18 protein-coding genes and 1 tRNA gene are annotated in these 21527 nt (G+C 60.4%); 18 read left to right on the top strand and 1 reads right to left on the bottom strand.

Annotated elements, in window-relative coordinates:
* The first annotated feature begins 31 nt into the window (after positions 1–31).
* From mfd to KJS47_RS22670, 12 genes are all read left to right on the top strand, one after another.
* A complete protein-coding gene (gene mfd / locus KJS47_RS22725; RefSeq protein WP_213528037.1) occupies positions 32–3553 on the top strand; it encodes a transcription-repair coupling factor in 3522 nt (1173 codons plus the stop codon).
* The gene (locus KJS47_RS22720; RefSeq protein WP_213528035.1) at positions 3540–4628 is read left to right on the top strand and encodes a peptidylprolyl isomerase; all 1089 of its coding nucleotides are present in this window, start codon (positions 3540–3542) and stop codon (positions 4626–4628) included. Before mfd ends, KJS47_RS22720 begins: the two co-directional genes overlap by 14 nt.
* 212 nt (positions 4629–4840) lie before the next feature.
* Positions 4841–5383 (top strand): stage V sporulation protein T, encoded by a 543-nt coding sequence (gene spoVT, locus KJS47_RS22715; RefSeq protein ID WP_213528033.1) that lies wholly within the window; start codon positions 4841–4843, stop codon positions 5381–5383.
* A 182-nt stretch (positions 5384–5565) separates the two neighbouring features.
* Positions 5566–7368 (top strand): putative polysaccharide biosynthesis protein, encoded by a 1803-nt coding sequence (locus KJS47_RS22710; protein WP_213528031.1) that lies wholly within the window; start codon positions 5566–5568, stop codon positions 7366–7368.
* A gap of 39 nt (positions 7369–7407) precedes the next feature.
* Positions 7408–8931, top strand: a complete 1524-nt coding sequence (yabN, locus tag KJS47_RS22705) for a bifunctional methyltransferase/pyrophosphohydrolase YabN (protein WP_213528029.1) — start codon at positions 7408–7410, stop codon at positions 8929–8931.
* A gap of 80 nt (positions 8932–9011) precedes the next feature.
* Complete coding sequence (locus tag KJS47_RS22700) at positions 9012–9284, top strand: HU family DNA-binding protein (RefSeq protein WP_213528027.1); 273 nt, start codon at positions 9012–9014, stop codon at positions 9282–9284.
* Complete coding sequence (locus KJS47_RS22695; RefSeq protein WP_213528025.1) at positions 9284–9544, top strand: RNA-binding S4 domain-containing protein; 261 nt, start codon at positions 9284–9286, stop codon at positions 9542–9544. The genes KJS47_RS22700 and KJS47_RS22695 overlap by 1 nt, the downstream gene beginning before the upstream one ends.
* Before the next feature lie 161 nt (positions 9545–9705).
* Positions 9706–9987 (top strand): sporulation protein YabP, encoded by a 282-nt coding sequence (yabP, locus tag KJS47_RS22690; RefSeq protein ID WP_213528023.1) that lies wholly within the window; start codon positions 9706–9708, stop codon positions 9985–9987.
* An 8-nt stretch (positions 9988–9995) separates the two neighbouring features.
* Complete coding sequence (gene yabQ, locus KJS47_RS22685) at positions 9996–10562, top strand: spore cortex biosynthesis protein YabQ (protein ID WP_249716673.1); 567 nt, start codon at positions 9996–9998, stop codon at positions 10560–10562.
* A 15-nt stretch (positions 10563–10577) separates the two neighbouring features.
* On the top strand, positions 10578–10901 hold the full coding sequence (locus tag KJS47_RS22680; protein WP_213528021.1) for an FtsB family cell division protein: 324 nt from the start codon (positions 10578–10580) through the stop codon (positions 10899–10901).
* Positions 10902–10991: 90 nt separating this feature from the next.
* Positions 10992–11486, top strand: a complete 495-nt coding sequence (locus tag KJS47_RS22675; RefSeq protein WP_213528019.1) for a S1 domain-containing RNA-binding protein — start codon at positions 10992–10994, stop codon at positions 11484–11486.
* A gap of 101 nt (positions 11487–11587) precedes the next feature.
* Positions 11588–11664, top strand: a tRNA-Met gene (locus KJS47_RS22670).
* A 145-nt stretch (positions 11665–11809) separates the two neighbouring features.
* Here the strand turns inward: KJS47_RS22670 and KJS47_RS22665 are convergent.
* A complete protein-coding gene (locus tag KJS47_RS22665; RefSeq protein WP_213528017.1) occupies positions 11810–12433 on the bottom strand; it encodes a TraX family protein in 624 nt (207 codons plus the stop codon).
* Positions 12434–12923: 490 nt separating this feature from the next.
* On the opposite strand from KJS47_RS22665, the gene spoIIE reads away from it, so the two are divergent.
* The 6 genes from spoIIE (at position 12924) to ftsH (ending at position 21424) form a co-directional block, all read left to right on the top strand.
* Complete coding sequence (gene spoIIE, locus KJS47_RS22660) at positions 12924–15422, top strand: stage II sporulation protein E (protein WP_213528015.1); 2499 nt, start codon at positions 12924–12926, stop codon at positions 15420–15422.
* Positions 15423–15606: 184 nt separating this feature from the next.
* Entirely contained in the window at positions 15607–16368 is a 762-nt protein-coding gene (locus KJS47_RS22655) for a vWA domain-containing protein (protein WP_213528013.1), read from the top strand.
* Positions 16352–17269, top strand: a complete 918-nt coding sequence (locus KJS47_RS22650; RefSeq protein WP_213528011.1) for a protein kinase domain-containing protein — start codon at positions 16352–16354, stop codon at positions 17267–17269. Before KJS47_RS22655 ends, KJS47_RS22650 begins: the two co-directional genes overlap by 17 nt.
* Before the next feature lie 39 nt (positions 17270–17308).
* Positions 17309–18730, top strand: a complete 1422-nt coding sequence (gene tilS, locus KJS47_RS22645) for a tRNA lysidine(34) synthetase TilS (RefSeq protein WP_213528009.1) — start codon at positions 17309–17311, stop codon at positions 18728–18730.
* A gap of 54 nt (positions 18731–18784) precedes the next feature.
* Complete coding sequence (gene hpt, locus KJS47_RS22640) at positions 18785–19327, top strand: hypoxanthine phosphoribosyltransferase (protein WP_213528007.1); 543 nt, start codon at positions 18785–18787, stop codon at positions 19325–19327.
* 99 nt (positions 19328–19426) lie between these two features.
* Positions 19427–21424, top strand: a complete 1998-nt coding sequence (ftsH, locus tag KJS47_RS22635) for an ATP-dependent zinc metalloprotease FtsH (RefSeq protein ID WP_213528005.1) — start codon at positions 19427–19429, stop codon at positions 21422–21424.
* Positions 21425–21527 lie beyond the last annotated feature (103 nt).

Here is a 21527-nt window from a genome sequence, read left to right as displayed (position 1 = left end):
TGGCCTTCGGGCCGAAAGGGAGTGGAACGATTTGCGTTCGTTGATACAAGCTTTTTCGGGTGATACTGATTTTCAGTCGATCCTGTCGGGCATCCGGTCCGGAATGCGCGAGCAGCTGATCTCGGGTTTGACCGGCTCATCCCGCCAGGTCATGATCGCAGCGCTCGCCGGCGAGCTGGAGCGCCCGATTCTTGTCGTTACCCATAACATGTTCGCCGCGCAAAAAATAGCCGAGGATCTGAAAGAGTGCCTCTCCGAGGAGCAGGTGCTCCTTTATCCTGCCCAGGAGCTGCTGGCGACAGAGGCGTCCGTGCAGAGCCCCGAAACGCTGGCGCAGCGGATCGACGCCCTGACGCGGCTGGCCGCCGGATTCCGCGGCGTGCTCGTGACGCCGTTCGCCGGGCTGCGCCGCCTGCTGCCGCTCAAGGAGGTTTACGCCGACGCGTCGGTCACACTCGAGCTCGGCCAGGAGCTCGACCTCGAGGCGTTCCTGCTGCGGATGACCGAGCTCGGATACAGCCGGGTGGAGCAGGTCGAGCGCAAGGGCGAGCTCAGCGTGCGCGGCGGCATCATTGACATCTACCCTCTCACGTCGGCGGATCCGTACCGGATTGAGCTGTTCGATATCGAGGTCGATTCGATCCGTACGTTCGATGTTACGGATCAGCGCTCGAATGAGAAGCTGAAGCAGGTGACGATTCCGCCGGCGATGGAGACGATTGCCGACCGCAAGCGGTTTCAGGATGCGGCGGAGAAGGCGTACGACGCCCTGCAGCTGCAGCTCGGCAAGATGACCGACAAGCAGGCGAGGCAGAAGCTGCAGGAGGAGATCCAGGGAGAGATCGAGCAGCTGCGGGAGCAGCAGATGTTCCCCGGACTCTTCAAATATATCTCGCTGCTCTATCCAGAGCAGCATACGCTGTTTGATTACATGGAAGACGATACGCTGCTTTTGATCGACGAGCCGTCCCGTCTGCTCGAGACGGCGAAGCAGCTGGAGCGGGACGAAGCGGAATGGGTAGTGAATCTCCTCCAGGAGGGCAAGACGCTGCCCGGCTTCACCCTGTCCAAACCTTATGACGCGCTGTTTCACCGCAAGCTGTTCCCGACGCTCTATCTGTCGCTGTTCCTGCGCCAGGTTCCGCATACGCAGCCGCAGAACATCGTGAACTTCATGTGCCGCGCGATGCAGAACTTCCACGGGCAGATGAATCTGCTCAAGACGGAGATGGAGCGCTGGAAAAAGGCAGGCTCGCGCGTGATGATGCTGGCCGCCGGCCAAGAACGGAAAGACCGCATTCGCCGGGTGCTGCAGGACTACAAGATCGACGAGCCGGAGCTCATCGAGGGGAACCTGCAGGCCGGCTTCGAGATGCCGTCCATTCATCTGGTCGTGCTGACCGAGGGCGAGATGTTCTCGCAGAAGCAGCGCAAAGCCCGCCGGGTCGACAAGAAGATCGAGAACGCCGAGCGGATCAAGAGCTACCAGGAGCTCAAGGTCGGCGATTATGTCGTGCACGTCAATCACGGCATCGGCAAGTATGTCGGCATCGGAACGCTGGAGATCAACGGCATTCACAAGGATTACCTGCATATTCTGTACGCGGGCGGCGACAAGCTGTCCGTGCCGATTGATCAGATCGACCTGATCCAGAAGTACGTCGGCTCCGAGGAGAAGGAGCCTAAGATCTATAAGCTCGGCGGAACGGAATGGAACCGTGTCAAGAGCAAGGTTCGTTCTTCCGTCAAGGATATCGCCGACGATTTGATCAAGCTCTACGCGGAGCGTCAGTCGACCCCGGGCTACGGATTCACCAAGGACACGCCGTACCAGCAGGAATTCGAGGGGTTGTTCCCGTACGAGGAGACGACGGATCAGCTGCGCGCCATCCTGGAGATCAAGGAAGATATGGAGAAGTCGCGCCCGATGGACCGGCTGCTCTGCGGCGACGTAGGCTACGGCAAAACCGAGGTGGCCGTGCGGGCGGCATTCAAGGCCGCCATCGACGGCAAGCAGGTCGCCGTGCTTGTACCGACAACGATTTTGGCCCAGCAGCACTACGAGACGTTCCGGGAACGGTTCTCGGATTACCCGTTCCGCATCCAGGTGCTGAGCCGCTTCCGCTCCAAGAAAGAGCAGAGCGAGACGATGAAGGGCATCAAGGCGGGTACGGTCGACATCGTCATCGGCACGCACCGGCTCCTGTCCGCGGACGTGCAGTTCAAAGACCTCGGCCTGCTCATCGTCGACGAGGAGCAGCGGTTCGGCGTCTCGCACAAGGAGAAGCTGAAGCGGCTGAAGACCAACGTGGACGTCCTTACGCTCACGGCGACGCCGATTCCGCGGACGCTGCATATGTCCATGCTGGGCGTGCGGGATCTGTCGGTTATCGAGACGCCGCCGGAGAACCGGTTCCCCGTGCAGACTTACGTGGTCGAATACAGCGGCGCTCTCGTCCGGGAGGCGATTGAGCGGGAGTTGGCCCGGGAGGGTCAAGTCTACTATCTATACAACCGGGTGCAGGGCATTCAGCAGATCGCCGACCAGATCGCCATGATGGTACCGGATGCGCGCGTCGCCGTCGCGCACGGCCAGATGGGCGAGCAGGAGCTGGAGCGGACGATCCTCGACTTCCTGGACGGAGAATACGACGTGCTGGTCAGCACGAGCATTATCGAGACGGGGGTCGACATTCCGAACGTCAACACCTTGATCGTTCACGACGCCGACAAGATGGGGCTGTCCCAGCTGTACCAGCTGCGCGGACGGGTTGGCCGGTCCAACCGGATCGCGTACGCCTACTTCACCTACCAGCGGGACAAGGTGCTGACCGAGGTCGCCGAAAAACGGCTTCAGGCGATCAAGGAGTTTACAGAACTTGGATCCGGGTTTAAAATTGCGATGAGGGATTTGTCCATCCGGGGAGCGGGCAATTTGCTGGGTGCCGAGCAGCACGGGTTCATCGCCTCCGTCGGGTTCGATCTGTATTCGCAGATGCTCGCCGAGGAGATTGCCCGCCGCAAGAAGGAAATGGAAGGGGACGTGCAGGAGCCAGCCAAGCCGTACGCCCTGCAGCTCGATATTCATTTGGACGCTTATCTGCCATCCGACTATATCTACGACAGCATTCAGAAGATCGAGATTTACAAAAAAGTCGCCGCCATTACCACGCTGGAGGAAGCGGCCGACCTGCAGGAGGAACTGATCGACCGGTTCGGCGATTTGCCGCTTGCCGTCGACAACCTGCTGGCGGTGGCGCGTCTCAAGGCGTATGGCGCTCTCTACGGTATCCATTCGGTCGTCCAGAAAGGCGAGGATTATATCATCACGATGAACGCCGAGCAGAACGGCACGCTGGAAGGCAAGAAGCTGCTCGCCATCTGCTCGCGCTTTGAAGGACGCATCAAGCCCGTACCGGGGCCGCAAATCCAGATCATAGTCAAGGCCAAGGGTCTCAAGCCGGAACAAGCGATAGATTTGATGGAGCGGTTTCTGGTACAATACAATGAGGCTTACAAACCGAAGGGAGAATTGCATAATGTTGCGAAGTAATCATACCTTGTCCAGAGGTCTGTATCTGGGCCTTGTCCTCCTGCTCGCGGTGGCGATGCTGAGCGCATGCGGCACCAAGAGCTCCAAAGCGGCAGTCGCTACATGGAAGGACGGCAAGATTACCCAAACCGAACTGGACAAGTTCGTCAATACGATCACGTTCTTCAGCCCGGAATACGCCAGCTACAAGGAACTCCCGGATTTCAACGAATACATGCTCAAGCAGATGGCGACCGTTCAGATTCTGGAGAAGAAAGCGAACTCCGACCAGAAGAAGGACGCCGACACCAAAGTGGACGAGCAGATGAAGCAGATCAAGCAGTACTTTGAATCGCAGGGCAAGAATGCGTTCAAGGACGAGCTCAAGAAGAACAACCTCAAGGAAAGCGACATCAAGGACTACATCGGCAGCAGCATCCTTGCGATGAATGTTATCGAATCGCAGGTGACGGATGAGGAGACCAAAGCCAAGTACGACGAATTTGCCAAAGCGAAGCAGTTCGACACGGCGAGCGTCAGCCATATTCTCATCATGACCAAGGACCAGGAAGGCAAAGACGTCCGGACCAAGGAAGAGGCGCTCGCCCGCGCCAAGGAAGTCAAAGCGAAGCTTGACAACAAGGGCGATTTCTCGGCGCTCGCCAAGGAGTATTCCGACGATCCGGGCTCCAAGGACAACGGCGGCAAGTACGAGAACGAAGTGCTTGCGAACAGCCAGTGGGATCCGGCGTTCCTCGAGAAAGCCGAGACGCTGCCGCTCAACCAGATCAGCGATCCGTTCGAATCGTCCTTTGGCTACCATATTATGAAGGTCGACGCCCGCGGCACGGAGGATTTCGACAAAGTAAAAGACCAGTTGAAAGACTATCTCGGCCAAGAGAAGCTCCAGAACTTCATGGAGAAGGACCTTGCAGAGCTGGACTTCAAAACGAACCTGCCGCAGCCGTCTCCTAGCCCAAGCGCCAGCGCACCGGCGGGAAGCGCGTCTCCGGAAGCAAGTGCACCGGCAGCGAGCGCTTCTCCGGGAGCGAGTGCACCGGCGGCCAGCCCTTCGGCGTCGCCAGCGGCCAAATAATGGTTGAGAAGCAGGCCGCAAGGCCGTACAGAAGCATCCGGACCCGTTCCGGGGCTTCTTTTTTTGTCTGCTTCTCCGATCATTCCCTTGGAGATCCGGGGAACGGCCGGCCCGGGCCAATGTATAAGAATATGGAAGCGGAAGAATACTTTAATTACACTTCCATCCAGTGAATTGAGAGTCCACCATACGAAAGCGAGGCATCCGAGACAATGAAAGCAACTGGCATCGTTCGACGTATAGATGATTTGGGCAGGGTGGTCATTCCGAAAGAAATCCGCCGCACGCTCCGCATCCGGGAAGGGGATCCGCTTGAAATCTTCGTGGACCGCGATGGAGAAGTCATCCTGAAGAAATACTCGCCCATCGGCGAGCTGGGCGATTTCGCCAAGGAATACGCAGAATCGCTGTACGAAAGCACGAATCATATCGTGTTGATCTCCGACCGGGATACGGTTATTGCCGTATCCGGTGCATCCAAGAAGGACTTCATGGACAAGCAGATCGGCCCGATCATCGAGACAAGCATGGAGAACCGCAAGGTAGCCGTGGAAGCCTCTCCGGGAGCCTACGAGCTGTGCAAGGACCTTAAGGACATGTACACCTCCTATGTAGTCGCTCCTATCGTGGCAGGCGGGGACCCGATCGGGGCCGTCATTATGGCCAGCAAGGACGAGGCAGTCAAAATGGGGCAGATGGAGCAAAAAATGGCGGAAACGGCGGCTGCGTTTCTCGCCAAGCAAATGGAGCAATAATTGCCGGGCTCGTGCCGGATGAAGCCTTCCTACACAGGGTGCTGGGTGCTCCCTGGCGAGGAGGCTTTTTTTGCGCCCGCACGCGGACGGGGCCTTTCGCCAGGCGGTAGGACCGCTGGCGGGAGCGGCGGCGGAGCGGTATAATAGAGGGCAATTCTAAAGAGGGGCGGGAACGAGAAGGAATGAAGGCGGAGAAAACCCCCTCTGCGGCGCGCAGCAGCCTGGTTACCGGAGCGGCGATGCTGGCGGCTGCGGCTGTCGTATCGAAGCTTCTCGGGACAATGCAAAAGATCCCGCTGCAGAACTTGGCGGGCGACGGCGTGTTCGGCATCTATAACGCGGTTTACCCGCTTTACATTACAATTCTGACGCTGGCGACGGCCGGCATCCCTATTGCCGTCTCCAAATTCGTGGCGGAGCACGCGGCCTTCGGCCGGATGGACGAAGCGCGCAGGGTGCTTCGGCTCGCGACCGCCGTTCTGATGGCGACGGGGATCGTCTGCTTCGCTGCCTTGTACGGCGGAGCGGGCCATCTCGCCGGGTGGATGGGCGTGGCCCGGACGGAGACGGCGATCCGCAGCGTCGCCTTCGCGCTGCTTCTGGTCCCCCCGCTGGCGGCCCTGCGCGGGTATTTTCAAGGGCTGCAGGACATGCTCCCCACCGCGGTGTCGCAGGTAGCCGAGCAGCTCGTGCGCGTGGCGGCGATGATCGCGCTGCTGCTCTACTTCCTGCACGTCGGCGCGAGCGACGCTTGGATCGCGGCGGGCGCGACGTTCGGCTCGGTGGCAGGCGCGGCAGCAGGCCTCGCGGTGATGCTCGGCTTCTGGCGCCGTGCGGCCCGCCGGCAGCGCCTCGGCGGCCCCGGCCGAAGCAGCACGGCCGAGCCAGCCGGCACCGACGCCGCCTCGCCGGCGCCCGCTTCGCCGGCGACTACCGCGCCTGGGGCGCCCGCTGCCGCCGCGGAAGCTGCAGCGGCCGCTGAGCTGCCGCCTGCCGCGGGCCTTGCGCCAGCCGCGCCGCCGCGCGAGCCGGCCGCCGCGCTGATCGGCCGCTTCTTGCGCTATGCGCTGCCGATCTGCCTCGGCTCGCTCGTCGTGCCGCTCCTGACACTCGTCGACACGTTCACGATGCCGCGGCTGCTCCTGGCGCGCGGCGCGGGCGAAGCGGAGGCGATCCGCGCCTTCGGGCTCTACAACCACGGGCTGCCGCTCGTGCAGCTCGTCTCGATGGTCGCCTCCTCGCTGTCGGCCGCCCTGATCCCGGCTATCGCAGACGCCTGGCAGCGCCGGGACGATGCGGCGCTGCAGACCCGGGCAGGCCTCGCCATCCGCTTCTCCTGGCTGATCGGCCTTGCCGCGTCGTGCGGCCTGGCGGCGGCGGCCGTTCCGCTGAACGTCATGTTCTTCGCCTCGGCCGAGGGCTCGGGGGCAATGGCCGTGCTGGCGTTCACCGCTCTCTTCAGCACGCTGCACATCGTGACGTCGAGCGTGCTGCAAGGGCTGGGGGCCGTGCTGCGGCCGGTCCGCAATCTCGGCATCGGCGTCGCCATCAAGCTCGTCGGCAATATGCTCCTGATGCCCCTCTGGGGGATCGAGGGGGCCGCAGCGGCGGCGGTGCTGGCGTATGCCGTGGCCAGCGGCCTGAACCTGCTCGACCTCCGGCGGCACGGCGGCCTTCGCTTGGCACTGGATCTGCACGGGCTGCTGCGGCCGCTGGGCGCTGTCGCTCTCATGTCGGCTGCCGTGCTGGCCGTCGTCTATGGGGGCCGCGGCCTGCTCGGCCTGCTCTCCGCGGGGCTGCCTTCGCGGCTGGAGGAGACGGGTCTCGCACTGACCGCCGTGGCGGCGGGAGCGGTCAGCTACCTGCTGGCTCTCCTGCGGCTGGGCGCCGTTGGCGAGAGGGAGCTTGACCTTCTGCCTGGCATCGGCCGCAAGCTGAAGCCGCTCGCGGCCCGGCAGGGCGGACGCTCCAACGGCGGAGAATAGAGAGGAACATTTGCTAGAGAGACAGAGGAGGATGAGACAATGGCAGCCAGATTAACCGTAGTCGGACTGGGCTCCGGCGACGAAACGCAGCTGACGCTGGGCATCTGGGACAAGCTGCGGCAGGCGGACGCATTGTTCCTGAGGACGGAGCAGCATCCGGTAACGGACTATATGAAGCGCAGCGGCGTGGCATTCCGCTCCTTTGATTCGCTCTACGAGGAGCAGGAGTCGTTCGACGGCGTGTACGCCGCCATTGCGGACCGGCTGATCGAGGAAGCACGCTCGGGAAGCGGCGAGCTGGTTTACGCCGTCCCGGGACATCCGATGGTGGCGGAGAGGACGACCCAGCTGCTGAAGCAGAGATGCCCTGAGGCGGGGATCCCGCTTCAAATTCTGGGCGGGGAGAGCTTCCTGGATCAAGCGTTCGTCCGCTTCGGCTTCGACCCGATCGAGGGCTTCCAGCTGCTCGACGCGACGGCGCTGGAGGCGGGAGGGTTGAACCCCCGCGTGCATACGGTCATCGCCCAGGTTTATGACGCTTTCACCGCGTCCGACGTCAAGCTGGCGCTGATGGAGAGATATCCCGACGATTACCCGGTCGTAGTCGGGCATGCTCTCGGCGTCGAGGGACAGGAGGAGATCCAGGAGGTCCCGCTGTACGAGCTGGATCGTCTGGACGGCTATGGGAACCTTTCCTTGATCTGGGTGCCCCGCTCCGACGAGGAGACGCTGCGGAGCCGGTCCTTCGAACGGCTCAAGGAGATCGTCGCCATTCTCCGCAGTCCCGACGGCTGCCCGTGGGACCGCGAGCAGACGCATGCGAGCATTCGCCGCAACTTGATCGAGGAGACGTACGAGGTGCTGGAGACGATCGACGACGACGACCCGGATGCGATGTGCGAGGAGCTCGGCGACCTGCTGCTCCAGGTGGTCATGCATGCGCAGATGGAAGCGGAGACGGGGGCGTTCACCGTTGAAGACGTGCTGCAGGGCATCAACGACAAGCTTATCCGCCGCCATCCGCATGTGTTCGGCGACCGGGAAGCGAACGACGCCGAGGAGGCGCTCGGCCGCTGGCAGGAGATGAAGCGGGAAGAGAAGCGGAAGAAGGGCATCGATGTCGAGTCGCTGTCCGTGCTTGCCGGCGTGCCCCGGGATCTGCCCGCGCTGATGAAGGCCCACCAGCTCCAGAAGAAGGCGGCCAAGGTCGGCTTCGATTGGGACCAGGTGGCGGACGTCTACGCCAAGCTCGAGGAGGAGCTGGCCGAGGTCAAGGAGGCGGCCGAATCGGCAGGCGCTTCCGAGAGCGAGAGGGACGAAGCCCGCGCGGCGGTGGCGGGAGAGGTCGGCGACCTGCTGTTTGCGGTCGTCAATTTGGCTCGTTTCCTGAAGGTCGAGCCGGAGGAAGCGCTCACGCTGACCAACCGCAAATTCGTCAGCCGCTTCTCGTACATCGAGGAGCAGCTGCGTTTAAAGGGGAAACGTTTTGACCAGACTGATTTGCAGGAACTGGAAACATACTGGCAGGAAGCAAAAAAACTTCGCCCGTCCGGCGGCCGATAAGAAGGATTTCCGGATCGGGCAAAGAATACGTTAGGCATGTCCGTACTGCTAACATAACTTTCTAGGAGGTCTTACCGTATATGAACAAAACAGACCTGGTTAATAACATTGCTAACAAAAGCGGCTTGTCCCGCAAAGACGTAGAAGCGGTTCTGAACGGATTTCTGGGCGAGATCACCGACGCGCTCTCCTCTGGAGACAAGGTACAGCTGATCGGCTTCGGCACCTTCGAAACCCGCAAGCGCAGCGGACGTACCGGACGCAACCCGCAAACCGGCGTAGAAATCTCCATCCCCGAATCCGTCGTTCCCGCTTTCAAAGCAGGCAACAAGCTCAAAGAAGCGGTTAAGTAATGCGTCTTGACAAGTTCCTTAAGGTTTCCCGCCTGATCAAGAGACGGACCGTCGCCAAGGACGTATCCGAGCAGGGCCGTGTCTGGCTGAACGGCAGGGAAGCCAAACCGAGCAGTACGGTTAAGGAAGGGGACGAACTCACCGTCCGGTTCGGCCAGAAGAATCTCGTCGTGCGCGTCGAGCGTCTGGCGGATACGACCCGGAAGGAAGAGGCCGCCGAGATGTACACGGTGCTTCGGGAAGAGAAGATAGCAGAATAAGCCGACAGAAGAGACTGCAGCAAGCCAGTCTCTTTTTTCGCCCTTCGGACCCGTCCGCCGGGGGCGCACTCCGGCACCGCCAGTCCCGGCAGCCGGAGATTCGCTGTTCTAAACGGGACCCTCCCTCCATATGGTAGTGGTAAGAGGGAGGGGTACATGCTATGGCGGATACGGGGAAACAGAAGCGGCAGGAGATCCGGATGCTCAATCGCAAGCTTCTTGAGATCTCGGGCGTGCTGAACGTGGAGAGCTTCGACAGCGAGGAGTTCCTGCTGGAAACCGAATGCGGCTTTTTATCCATCAAGGGACAGAATTTACATATCAAGAACCTGAGCCTGGAGCAGGGGCTCGTGGCGATTGAAGGCTACGTCGACGAGATGGCGTATAGGGACGGCAGCACCCAGGGCAAATCCAAAGGCCTGCTCGGCAAATTGTTCAAGTGACGCTGCAGGTGCAGTTTCTGACCATGGGCATGATGTTCGTGAGCGGATGCAGCCTTGGCATCCTGTTCGACGCCTACCGTGTGCTGACTGGGCAGCTGCGGGTTCCGCGTTGGCTTCTGCCTGTGTTCGACGTTGCGTATTGGACGGCGGCGACGCTGCTCGTCTTTCGGGCGCTCTATTACAGCAACCAGGGACAGCTTCGGCTGTTCGTGTTCATCGGGCTGCTCGCCGGAGGAACGTTCTATTGGGCGTTCCTGAGGGAAGGCACCGTCCGGACCGTGTTGTGGTTGATCCGGGCGGTGCGCTGGCTGATCCGGGTGTTCCTCCGGCTGGTGGACATGCTCGTGATCACGCCGCTTCGCCTGCTGTACAAGCTCGTAGTGGCGCTTATTGGAATTGTTTTGGCGATCGGTATGTTTGTCCTCCGAATTATGCTACAATTAATGCGTCCTTTCGAATTCCTGTTGCTAAGGCCCTTGAAAGCTCTAGTAAGGCGGATCCGCTGGCCGAAGTGGATTGCCGGAGGAACCGGCCGTCTGCGCACGCTGTGGAGCAGATGGTTCGGCAAACGCTAGGAGGATTTAGAACGTATGGAACCATCCAAGAATCGAACTACGAATCCAACCATGAAACGCAAGAAAAGAACCCTTAAGCTGGTTCTTGCCGCTGTCGCCTTTATTAGTATCTCGGCAGGTGTTACAATCTTCGACCAAGTGGGTAAGTACAAGGAAAAGGCTGCACAGCTGCAAGAGCTTGAAGCGAAACTTGCCGACGTCCGGAAGTCGAACGAAGAGGCCAAGAAAGAACTGGCTCGGCTGAACGACCCGGAATACCGGGAAGAGATCGCGCGCAGAGACCTTCAAGTTGCCAAGGAAGGCGAAACCGTCTTCCAAGTGCCCGGCGCCAAGCGCTAGGTTTCTGCCGTGTTGACCCCGTTTTCCGCTTCGGGTATAATTTTAATAGCCAAGTCTTTTTAAATTTTCAAGGGAGGCACATAAGAGTTTATGGCAATTGAAGTGGGCACCAAGTTAACAGGCAAGGTCACCGGGATTACTCACTTTGGAGCTTTCGTCGAGCTTCCGGAGGGAGGGACCGGCCTCGTTCACATCTCGGAGATCGCCGATAATTACGTCAAGGACGTCAACGATCACTTGAAGCTGAACGACCAGGTTCTCGTCAAAGTGATTAACGTCGACAAAGACGGCAAGATCGGACTCTCCATTAAGCAGGCTGTGGATCGTCCCGCTGCTGCCGAACGGCCCGCTCGTCCGCCAAGACCGCAAGGTGGAGGAGGTTTCGGAGGCGATCGCGGTGGTTTTAACCGTGACCGCGGAGGCTTCAACCGAGACCGTGGTGGACGTTCCTTTAACAGACCTCCCGTTAAAGCTTCGTTCGAGGACAAGATGTCCAGATTCTTGAAAGACAGCGAAGAGCGGATTTCCTCCCTCAAGAAGGCTACCGAGTCTAAGCGCGGCGGCCGGGGCGGAAGACGCGACTGATATACGGCGTGAAGCCGCAGTCCCTTCGGAGACTGCGGCTTTTTGTGCATCGGCGGGGGATTGACAGGGCTTGTACGTCTGTGGTAAAGTGATCTTGTTGTGGCGGTGTAGCTCAGCTGGCTAGAGCGTACGGTTCATACCCGTGAGGTCGGGGGTTCGATCCCCTCCGCCGCTACCATTCCTATAGTGATTACTAGAGACAAGCCTGCGGGCTTGTCTTTTTTGGTTGGCACCGCGTCGCAGACCAGGCCGGCCGGCACGTTCGCCGAGTGCAAGCGCAGCCGGGATGGGACTGTCTCCGCCTTTCACTGGCTTGGCCTACATCAGGCCGGCAGGAGCGGCTTCAGCAGGGCGAGGACGGCCAGATGGGCGGGGTAGAAGCTGCGCCACAAACAGCGGGTCACCCGCCGGTCAGCCCGGAGGATCGGCTCGGGGAGCCGATGCAGCAGGGCGGTGGCCGCGACGCTCAGCAGCTGGGAGAGCCAGCCCTGGAGCAGCAGGAACGCCGCGTTTAGCGCAAGATGCGAATAGACCTGCCGGTCGGCGGGCGTATACCGGTAAATGAGGACGAGCAATAGACCGTACATACCGTAATCGAACGGAACGGCCTCCAAGAGGAGCGCGGCGGCCAGGCAGATGCCCAAGCCGGCGGGGGCAGGCAGTCGGTCCAGCAGGGACAGGACGGCCAGCGAGACTAGCAGCGTGCCGATCGCGTTCCCCGCCTCGGTGCCAAGCGCCCATTGGAAGGGCAACTGCGCGAGCAGGCCGAGCAGCAATAGGCGCAGCATGTAACGCTTCAAGCTGCGTGTATGAAGGTAGCCTTGCACAAGCGAATAGGCATAGAGAGGGAAGGCGAGGCGGCCGATCCAACGAAGCCATGGCTGCTCGGGCAGAAAGACGGCTCCGATGTGATCGAGCAGCATGGTCAGCATGGCGAGCAGCTTCATGTGGCGTTTCCTCCTCTTGCCGGGTGTGGGCTTGCTTTCATTATAGAAGAAGAGACAGCCGGCCGCATCTGTGGGCGCGCCCTCCTAGCGGCTGGGCAGAAGGCATCCCCTAGCCAAGCAGCGGAGAGCGGCTGCCATGTGCTTCCCTCTCCAGCTGAATCCTCCTCCCTCCAAAACTAGCACTGCCTCCTGGGCCTTGCTAGTTTTTTTATTCTTCTACGGCTCCAGAAGCGGGGCTCGACAGGAACCTGCGGCAGACGCCTGCCCCGGACGCCACGCTTTCTGTCGGCTTCTGTTCCGGCGATCCCGAGAGAGGTGCGTCCCGAGGCCCGTCCCTTCCCGTGTCGGAGAAGCATTCGCCAGACTGCGCGGACCGTCAGGAAGTTGTCGGAAATTTCTTCGAGCCTACCACCCCATTGTGACAAACTTTTTTAATAGATTCTCTCTATAATAGGGGTCACATTAAACCGGATTAGGTGGTGTTCGATACATGCTTAAGCTGACCAGTCTGAAAGGGCGGAAGCTTCCTATGCCGCATTCAGCGCATGCAATCGCCCAAGGGGTTCTCGGGAAGGTCAAGGAAAACCGGTTCGTGCAGGCCTGGTTCGTCAAGCGGTGGGCGCTCCTCCTGGTGGCCATCGCCTTCCTGCTCGGACGCGCGACGATTCTCGACGAGCTGTCCCCGTTCGCCATTGCCTATTTTGCCGTCTTCTATTACGTGCGCAAGGATCTGCTCCATTGGGTGGGCGCCGCGCTCTGCGCCGGCAGTCTCCTGTCGCCCCACGGCAACGCCGGGTATATCGTGACCGAGATGCTGGTGTTCCTGCTGATTCAGAAAGCGCTTGAAAAGTTCGGCAAGGCCGAGCTGTCTTATGTGCCTCTGCTCGTTCTCCTCACCTCCTTCACGGTGCAGCTGTTCGGGGTTGTGATTGAAGGAAACGGGCTCGCCTGGTACCCGCTTCTGATGGCAGGCATTCAGGCGGTACTCAGCCTGATCCTGACGCTCATCTTCGTGCAGGCGGTTCCCGTCTTCACGGTCGCGAGGAAGAAGCAGGGGCTCAAGAACGACGAGATAATCTGTCTCATCATTCTGCTCGCCTCCGTCATGACAGGGACGGTCGGCTGGACGTTCGGTCACGTGACGGCCGAGCATATTCTTTCCCGGTACCTCATCCTGCTGTTCGCCCTTGTCGGCGGCGCCCCGCTCGGCGCTTCGGTCGGCGTCATTACGGGACTGATCCTGAGCCTGGCCGATGTCAACGCGGTCTACCAGATGAGCCTGCTTGCATTCGCGGGCATGCTGGCGGGGCTGATGCGGGAAGGCGGCAAGCTGGCGGTTGCGTTCGGCATGCTGATCGGCTCCTCGATTCTGTCCGTGTACGTCGGGGACCAGCAGGCCTTCGTCAGTTCAACCTGGGAATCCGGCGCGGCGGTGCTGCTGTTTCTGCTGACCCCCCGGGCGATTCTGCAGGCGCTTGCCCGCTATGTGCCGGGGACGCAGGAAAATATGAAGTCGCACTACGATTACGCGAAGCGTGTGCGCGACATTACGGCGAGCCGGGTCCAGCAGTTCTCGGAGGTTTTCCGGCAGCTGTCGAGCACGTTCAAGCAGCTGACCCAGGAGGGGGCGGCGGTGACGCGCGAGACCGAAGTGGAGCATTTCATGAATGAGATCTCCGAGTCGTTCTGCTCGAACTGCTACAAGCGGCACTCCTGCTGGAACGGGGAGTTCTACCAAACCTATCAGTTCATGACCGAGATGATGACGGCGATCGATTCGGGAGAGAAGCTGAGCAAGAGGAACCTTCCCCAGCAGTGGAAAAAAGCGTGCATGAAGGTCGAGCGCGTGGCGGAGGCGATGAGCCGCCAGTACGAGCAGCACAAAAACAACTTGCACTGGAAGAAGCAGATTCTCGAGAGCCGGCAGCTGGTGGCCGACCAGCTCAGCGGCGTCTCGCAGGTGATGGAGGATCTGGCCAAGGAGATCAAGCGCGAAGGGCAGGAGCTGTATTTGCAGGAGGAGCAGATTCGCAGCGCGCTGGAGGACTTGGGGCTCTCCATCCACAGCATCGACGTCATCAATCTGGAGGAGGGGAACGTCGAGATCGAGATCGTTCACCAATACCGGAAGGGCTATGACGAATGCCGCAAGATCATCGCGCCGCTCTTATCCGACATTCTCGGTGAGAATATAGCCGTGAAGAAGGAGCAGCCGGCGGAAAGGGGCGACGGCTTATATACCGTCTTCTTCGGCTCAGCCAAGGAGTACGAGGTGGAGAACGGGATCGCCGGTGCGGCGAAGGGAGGCGACCTGCTGTCGGGCGACAGCTACAGCACCGTAGAGCTCGGCAACGGCAAATTCGCCGTGGCGCTGAGCGACGGCATGGGCAACGGCGAGCGGGCCAAGGCAGAGAGCAGCGCGGCGCTCTCCATCCTGCAGCAGCTGCTGCAGTCCGGCATGGATGAGAAGCTGGCCATCAAGTCGGTCAATTCGGTGCTGATGCTCCGTTCGCCGGACGAAGTATTCGCCACGGTCGACATGGCGCTGATCGACCTGTACAGCGCGAGGACGACATTCCTCAAGATCGGCTCGACGCCAAGCTTTCTGAAGAGAGGAGGCGAGGTCATTCCGATTATGGCGAACAACCTGCCGGTGGGCATTCTGCAGGAGATCGACATCGATCTGCTCAGCGTCCAGCTGAAGCCGGGCGACGTGCTGATTATGATGACGGACGGCATTTACGACGCTCCGGGCTATGCCGTGAACAAGGAGCTCTGGATGAAGAGGGTCATCCAGGAGCTGGACGCCGAAGCGACGCCCCAAGAGATGGCGGATTGTCTGCTCGAGCGGATCGTGCGGCAATCCAAGGGAGATATCGAAGACGATATGACGGTTATCGTCTCCCGGGTAGAGCGCTACCGTCCGGAATGGGCAACCTTCCGGTGGGCCGGCGTGCCGCGGGTGGAGCGTCCCAAGGTGGTGAGCTGAGCGGGTGAGAGTTAGCCGGGCGATGGCCCGGCTCTTTTTTTGCCGACGGATGGTTCCTCTGATTCTAGCGATCGCCGGTCTCTTTCCTGGATAGGGCTGTATGAGCCTCTATTATATAGGAAAGAATAGAGTAGAAAGAGGCCGGCCCACCGAAGGGCACGGCCCGGAACGGAGGAGACGCGCGATGAAGCAGATCATCCTGGTGACCGATGGATGCTCCAACGAAGGACTGCGGCCGGAGGCGGCCGCGGCGCGGGCGGCGGCGGAGGGCGTCGTCGTCAATGTCATTGGACTGGTAGGAGAAGGCGAAGGGGAAGAAACGCCGGGCGTCCGGGAGATTGAAGAGATCGCCAGAGCGGGCGGCGGTCTGTCCCGGCTCGTAACGGCGAGGCAGCTGGCCCGCACGATGCAGATGCTGACGAGACAGACCGTGCTGCACACGATCCAGCAGGCGGTGCACCGAGAGCTGAAGCAGCTGTTCGGTCCGGTCCGCCCGGAGGCGCTGCCTCCCGACCAGCGGGGGCAGGTGGTGGAGGTAACCGAACGGCTGGCGGAGACGGCGGAGCTCCGCATCGTGCTGCTCGTCGATACAAGCGCCAGCATGAGGCCTAAGCTGCCCGCCGTGCGGGAGGCGATCGAGGACTTGCTGCTTAGTTTACAGGCCCGGCAGGGAAAAAGCGAGCTGGCCGTCTTCCGGTTCCCGGATGTCCGCGGCGGGGAAGCGGCGCGGCTCGACCTTCCGTGGACCGAGCAGCTTGCAAATGTCTCGCCGTTATTTTATAACATAGACATGAATGGAACGACTCCGACCGGACCGGCTCTGCTCCAGGCGCTGCGCTATCTGTACGCTGCGCCGGGAGGACCGGCGGATCGGCCCGCGGCCGGGTTTGCCCCGGCGGGCGCATCGCATAGCAAGGGCGGGATATGGAGTGACTACGTCGTTTGACGTCAGGCTGGACGCCGGATCGGTCGTCACGGGCAAGTGGAAGAAACGAAGCTACCGGGTCGACCGCAAGCTCGGCGCAGGCGCCAACGGCTCCGTTTATTTGGTATACGGGGGGCGGGAACGGTACGCGCTCAAGCTGAGTGCGAGCGTGCTCGAGCTCCAGGGGGAGATCAACCTGCTCCGCAAGCTGGCGAGGGCCGGCGGCGGCTTCGCCGATTTCCTGGTGGATGCCGACGATACCGAGGCGGATGGAAGGACGTATGCCTATTACGTCATGAAATACGTGCCCGGGGAGCCACCGGGCCAGTTCCTCGCCAGACACGGACGCGATTGGATCGGCGTCATCGGCCTCCATCTGCTCCGCCGGCTGCAGGAGCTGCACTGGAACGGCTGGGTGTTCGGCGACCTGAAGACGGATAACGTGCTGGTGTCGGGCCACGGGCGTGTGGAGCTGATCGATTACGGCGGCGTCTCCGAGAAAGGGACCGGTGTGCGCCAGTTTACCGAGGTATTCGACCGGGGCTATTGGGGGGCGGGCAGCCGGGTGGCCGAGGAGAAGTACGACCTGTTCGCCTTTGGCATTCTCGTCATGCAGCTGCTCGGCCGCCGGCTCGCCTGCTTTTCCCCGCAGCTGCTGCCCCAGAACCGCACCGTCCAGCTGCTGCTGGAGGAGCTTGAGGAGGACCCGGCCTACGGCGGCTACGGCCCCTTCCTCCACAAGGTGCTAACAGGAGGCTTCGCGGGGACGGAGGAGGCGATCGCGTCTTGGCGTCAGGCGAGCCTGGGCGCCTCCGCGCATGAGCCAAGGAGGACGGGACTGCCGCACGCGGGCTGGCTGCCCTACGGATTCGCCGGCTCGCTGCTTTTGTTCGCCGTGACGCTGTATTGGTATATGTCTTGACAGAAGCCGGCGGAGAGAGGGAAGGAGAATCGACAGAGAGTGGAGTTACTCCGGAAGGTAGAACAGACGATCAGCCGGGAGCGGCTGCTGGATAGAGGAGATGGCATTGTCGTCGCTGTGTCGGGCGGACCCGATTCGGTGGCGCTGCTGCATCTCCTTTTGGCGTTGGCGCCGGCATGGGACTGGCGGCTCGTCGTGGCGCACGTCAATCACCGGTTCCGCCCGGGAGAGGCCGAAGAAGAAGCGGAGTTCGTCGAGCGGCTCGCCGAACGGCTCGGCCTGCCGTGCGAGATCGGCGTGATCGACGTGCCGGCTTACATTCGGGAGACGGGAGATAATCCGCAGAACGCCGCCCGCGAGAAGCGGTATGCGTTCCTGGCCTCGGTCGCCGCCGCCTACGGCATGCGCAGAGTCGCGCTCGCCCATCACGCGGACGACCAGGCGGAGACGGTGCTTATGAAGCTGATCCGCGGCGCGGGACCTGCCGGACTTGGCGGCATGCTTTTTTGCCAATCGTTCGAAAAGTTGGAACTGATCCGCCCTTTGTTACGTATAACCAAAAGGGACTTGGTTTCCTACTGTGAGCACCACGGCTTCGACTATGTGACGGACAGCAGCAATGCGGAACGCAAGTACACGCGTAACCGCGTCCGTCTCGACGTCATGCCGCTCCTGCGGGAGTACAATGCCGAAATCACCGAATCGCTTAGCCGGCTCGCTCTCATCATGCAGGAGGAGAACCGGTTTCTGGAAGAGGAGACAGAGGCTGTTTTTCGCCGGCTCGCTGCGGTGGAACCCGGCTCGATTGCTATTTCCGGAAGCGATTTTGCCGGTCTGGGCGTCGCTTTACAAAGGCGATTGATTAAATTAATATTAAATTATCTTTCTTCCCAGGCGGACGCTACCGACTTTGCTAGAGTGGAGCTTGTTCGGGAAGCGATCTTGCAGCGGGCGAGATCGAACCTCTCGCTTGATCTGAGCGGGACGGTCCGCATGGTGAAAGAATACGACCGGATTCGCTTCACCGGACGATCCTCCGATCCCGGTTCCTTCTATTATGAATGGAACGGGGAGCAAGGTGATTTGGTTTTGTCCGAATCGGGTAGTATAGTGGAGTATTTTATTACCGAGGATCGGCACGCGGCAGGAGCGGAATGCTCCTGTTCATCGGAGGAAGCGGTTTTTGACTTCGACAGGCTGGCTCTGCCGCTTGCATTTCGCAGCCGCAGACCCGGCGACCGGATGCAGGTCATTGGTTTAAAGGGCTCCAAAAAGGTAAAAGATATTTTTATCGATGACAAAATTCCTCCAACGGAACGCGATCGTTTGCCCCTCCTAACGGATGCGGACGGACAGATCTTATGGATTCCAGGAGTCCGCCGCTCGGCCGCTGCTCCCGTCACGGACAGCACCACCCGGTTTTTGCGTCTCACGCTGCGCAAGCCGGAGGGCACAGAATAACCCGCATGCGTCCACTCTTGTTTTCATAAGTATACAGTAGGAGGGTACATCGCTTTGCACAACGACATACAAGAGGTCCTTTACAGCGAAGAACAAATCAGGGAGAAAGTCCGGGAGCTCGGAGCGCGCATCAGCGAAGACTTCCAGGGCCGCAACCTGTTCGTCATCTGTGTCCTGAAGGGCGCATTTATTTTTATGGCGGATCTGGTGAAGGAGGTCTCCATTCCGATGGAGCTCGACTTCATGGCGGTCTCGAGCTATGGGGCGTCTACCAAGTCGTCCGGCGTCGTGAAGATCATCAAGGATCTGGACGTGCCGGTGGAAGGCCGGGACATTCTCATTGTCGAGGACATTATCGACAGCGGTCTGACGCTCAGCTACCTCATTGACATATTGGAAAGACGCAACGCCCGCTCGGTGTCGGTGGTGGCGCTCTTTGACAAGCCGGCGCGCAGGACGGTCGACCTTCAGCCGGATTATGCCGGATTCACGCTGCCCGATGCCTTCATCGTGGGGTACGGTCTGGACTACGACGAGAAGTATCGCAATCTGCCGTATGTCGGCGTTCTGAAGGAAGAGGTTTACACCAAGTCCTGACCGCTAATAGCAGCTCTTCCCGGCCTTCCGCTCAAGTTGTGAAGCCGATTGCTGCTGTGGTAAAATAAAACAAGTGTGCCGCATGAGAGGAGGTAGGGGATGAATCGGATCCTCCGAAATACCGGATTTTATTTAGTCATCTTTTTAGTAGTCATCGGCATTGTGCGGTTTATCAGCGCTCAGAACAACATGGAAGAGCAGATATCGTACAATAAGTTCCGCGAAGATTTAGCGAATACAGCAGCCCAGACAACGGGGGATAAGATCGAGAGGGTAATTGTCAAGCCGGAAGGCTACACCTATATCATCTCCGGTAAGTATACGTCGGGTAAGACTTTTAAGACCCGCGCCCCAATCGACGACCGCGTCATCGCTCTGATCGAGCAAAGCAAGGTTAACGAAGAAATATACGAAAAAATGGACGGAGACAGCATCTGGATTTCCTTTCTGACCTCCATCATTCCTTTCGTGATTATTTTCATCTTGTTCTTCTTCCTCCTGAACCAGGCACAGGGCGGCGGCGGCAAGGTGATGAACTTTGGCAAGAGCAAAGCCCGCCTCTATAATGAAGAGAAGAAACGGGTCACCTTTGAGGATGTAGCCGGTGCGGACGAGGAGAAGCAAGAACTCGTCGAGGTCGTCGAATTCCTTAAGGACCCTCGCAAATTCGCCGCAGTAGGCGCGCGGATTCCGAAGGGCGTCCTGCTCGTAGGACCTCCCGGAACTGGTAAAACGCTGCTTGCGCGGGCGGTTGCCGGCGAAGCGGGCGTACCGTTCTTCAGCATCTCGGGCTCGGACTTCGTCGAGATGTTCGTCGGTGTCGGTGCCTCCCGTGTCCGCGACCTGTTCGAGAATGCCAAGAAGAACGCTCCTTGTATCATCTTCATCGACGAGATCGACGCCGTCGGCCGCCAGCGCGGAGCCGGACTTGGCGGAGGTCACGACGAGCGCGAGCAGACGCTCAACCAGCTGCTCGTCGAGATGGACGGCTTCGGCGCGAACGAGGGCATCATCATCGTCGCCGCGACCAACCGTCCGGACATTCTCGACCCGGCGCTGCTCCGCCCGGGACGCTTCGACCGCCAGATTACGGTCGATCGCCCGGACATCAAGGGCCGAGAGGCGGTGCTCAAGGTGCACGCCCGCAACAAGCCGCTCAGCAAGGACGTCAAGCTGGACACGCTGGCCCGCTATACAACCGGATTCACCGGTGCGGATCTGGAGAACCTCCTGAACGAGGCTGCGCTCATCGCCGCCCGCCGCAACCGCAAGGATATTACGATGGCCGAGATCGAGGAAGCGTTCGACCGGGTCATCGTTGGAACCGAGAAGAAATCCCGCGTCATCAGCGACCGCGACCGCAAGACGGTGGCCTTCCACGAGGCGGGTCACGCGATCATCGGCTACTATGCGCGCGACGCGCACATGGTCCACAAGGTTACCATCGTACCGCGGGGCCGTGCAGGCGGCTACGTCATGATGCTGCCGAAGGACAATGACGATCCGTTGATCGTTACCCGCTCCGAGCTGCTCGACCAGATCACCGGGCTGCTCGGGGGCCGCGTCTCCGAGGAGCTGAACATCGGGGAGATCGGCACCGGCGCGTATGACGACTTCCGCAAGGCGACCGCGATCGCCCGCCGGATGATCGTCGAGTACGGGATGAGCGACAAGCTCGGCCCGATGCAGTTCGGCACAACGCAGGGAGGGCAGGTCTTCCTCGGCCGCGATTTCGGACACGAGCAGAATTACAGTGACGCGATCGCCTACGAGATCGACCAGGAGATGCAGCGCATCATCCGCGAATGCTACGACCGTGCTAAGGAAATCCTCACGACCCATCGCGACAAGGTTCACCTCGTAGCGAATACGCTGCTGGAGAAAGAGACGCTCGTTAAAGAGCAGATCATTCAATTGATCGAGACGGGAGAGATCCAGGAAGGCACCGATGCTACTGCCGGCAGCTACCTGGGAGGAGCCTCGGACAACGAGGACGTCAAGATCAACATCCAGAGCAAGGACCAGGAGGGCGGCGCGAACAAGCTCGGATTCGAGCGCGAGCCGAAGAAACCGGACTCCGGGAACGAAGAACAATAGAAGATCGAACAGAGTCACGATATCCGGCTGTGCGCCCGCGCCAGCCGGATTTTTGCTTGTTTCCCGGCGGATTTCCGCATTGACACCCGAATAAAGGTTGTGT

The sequence above is a fragment of the Paenibacillus sp. J31TS4 genome, assembly GCF_018403265.1.
GTDB lineage: Bacteria > Bacillota > Bacilli > Paenibacillales > NBRC-103111 > J31TS4.
This window is presented reverse-complemented; position numbering and strand designations above follow the sequence as displayed.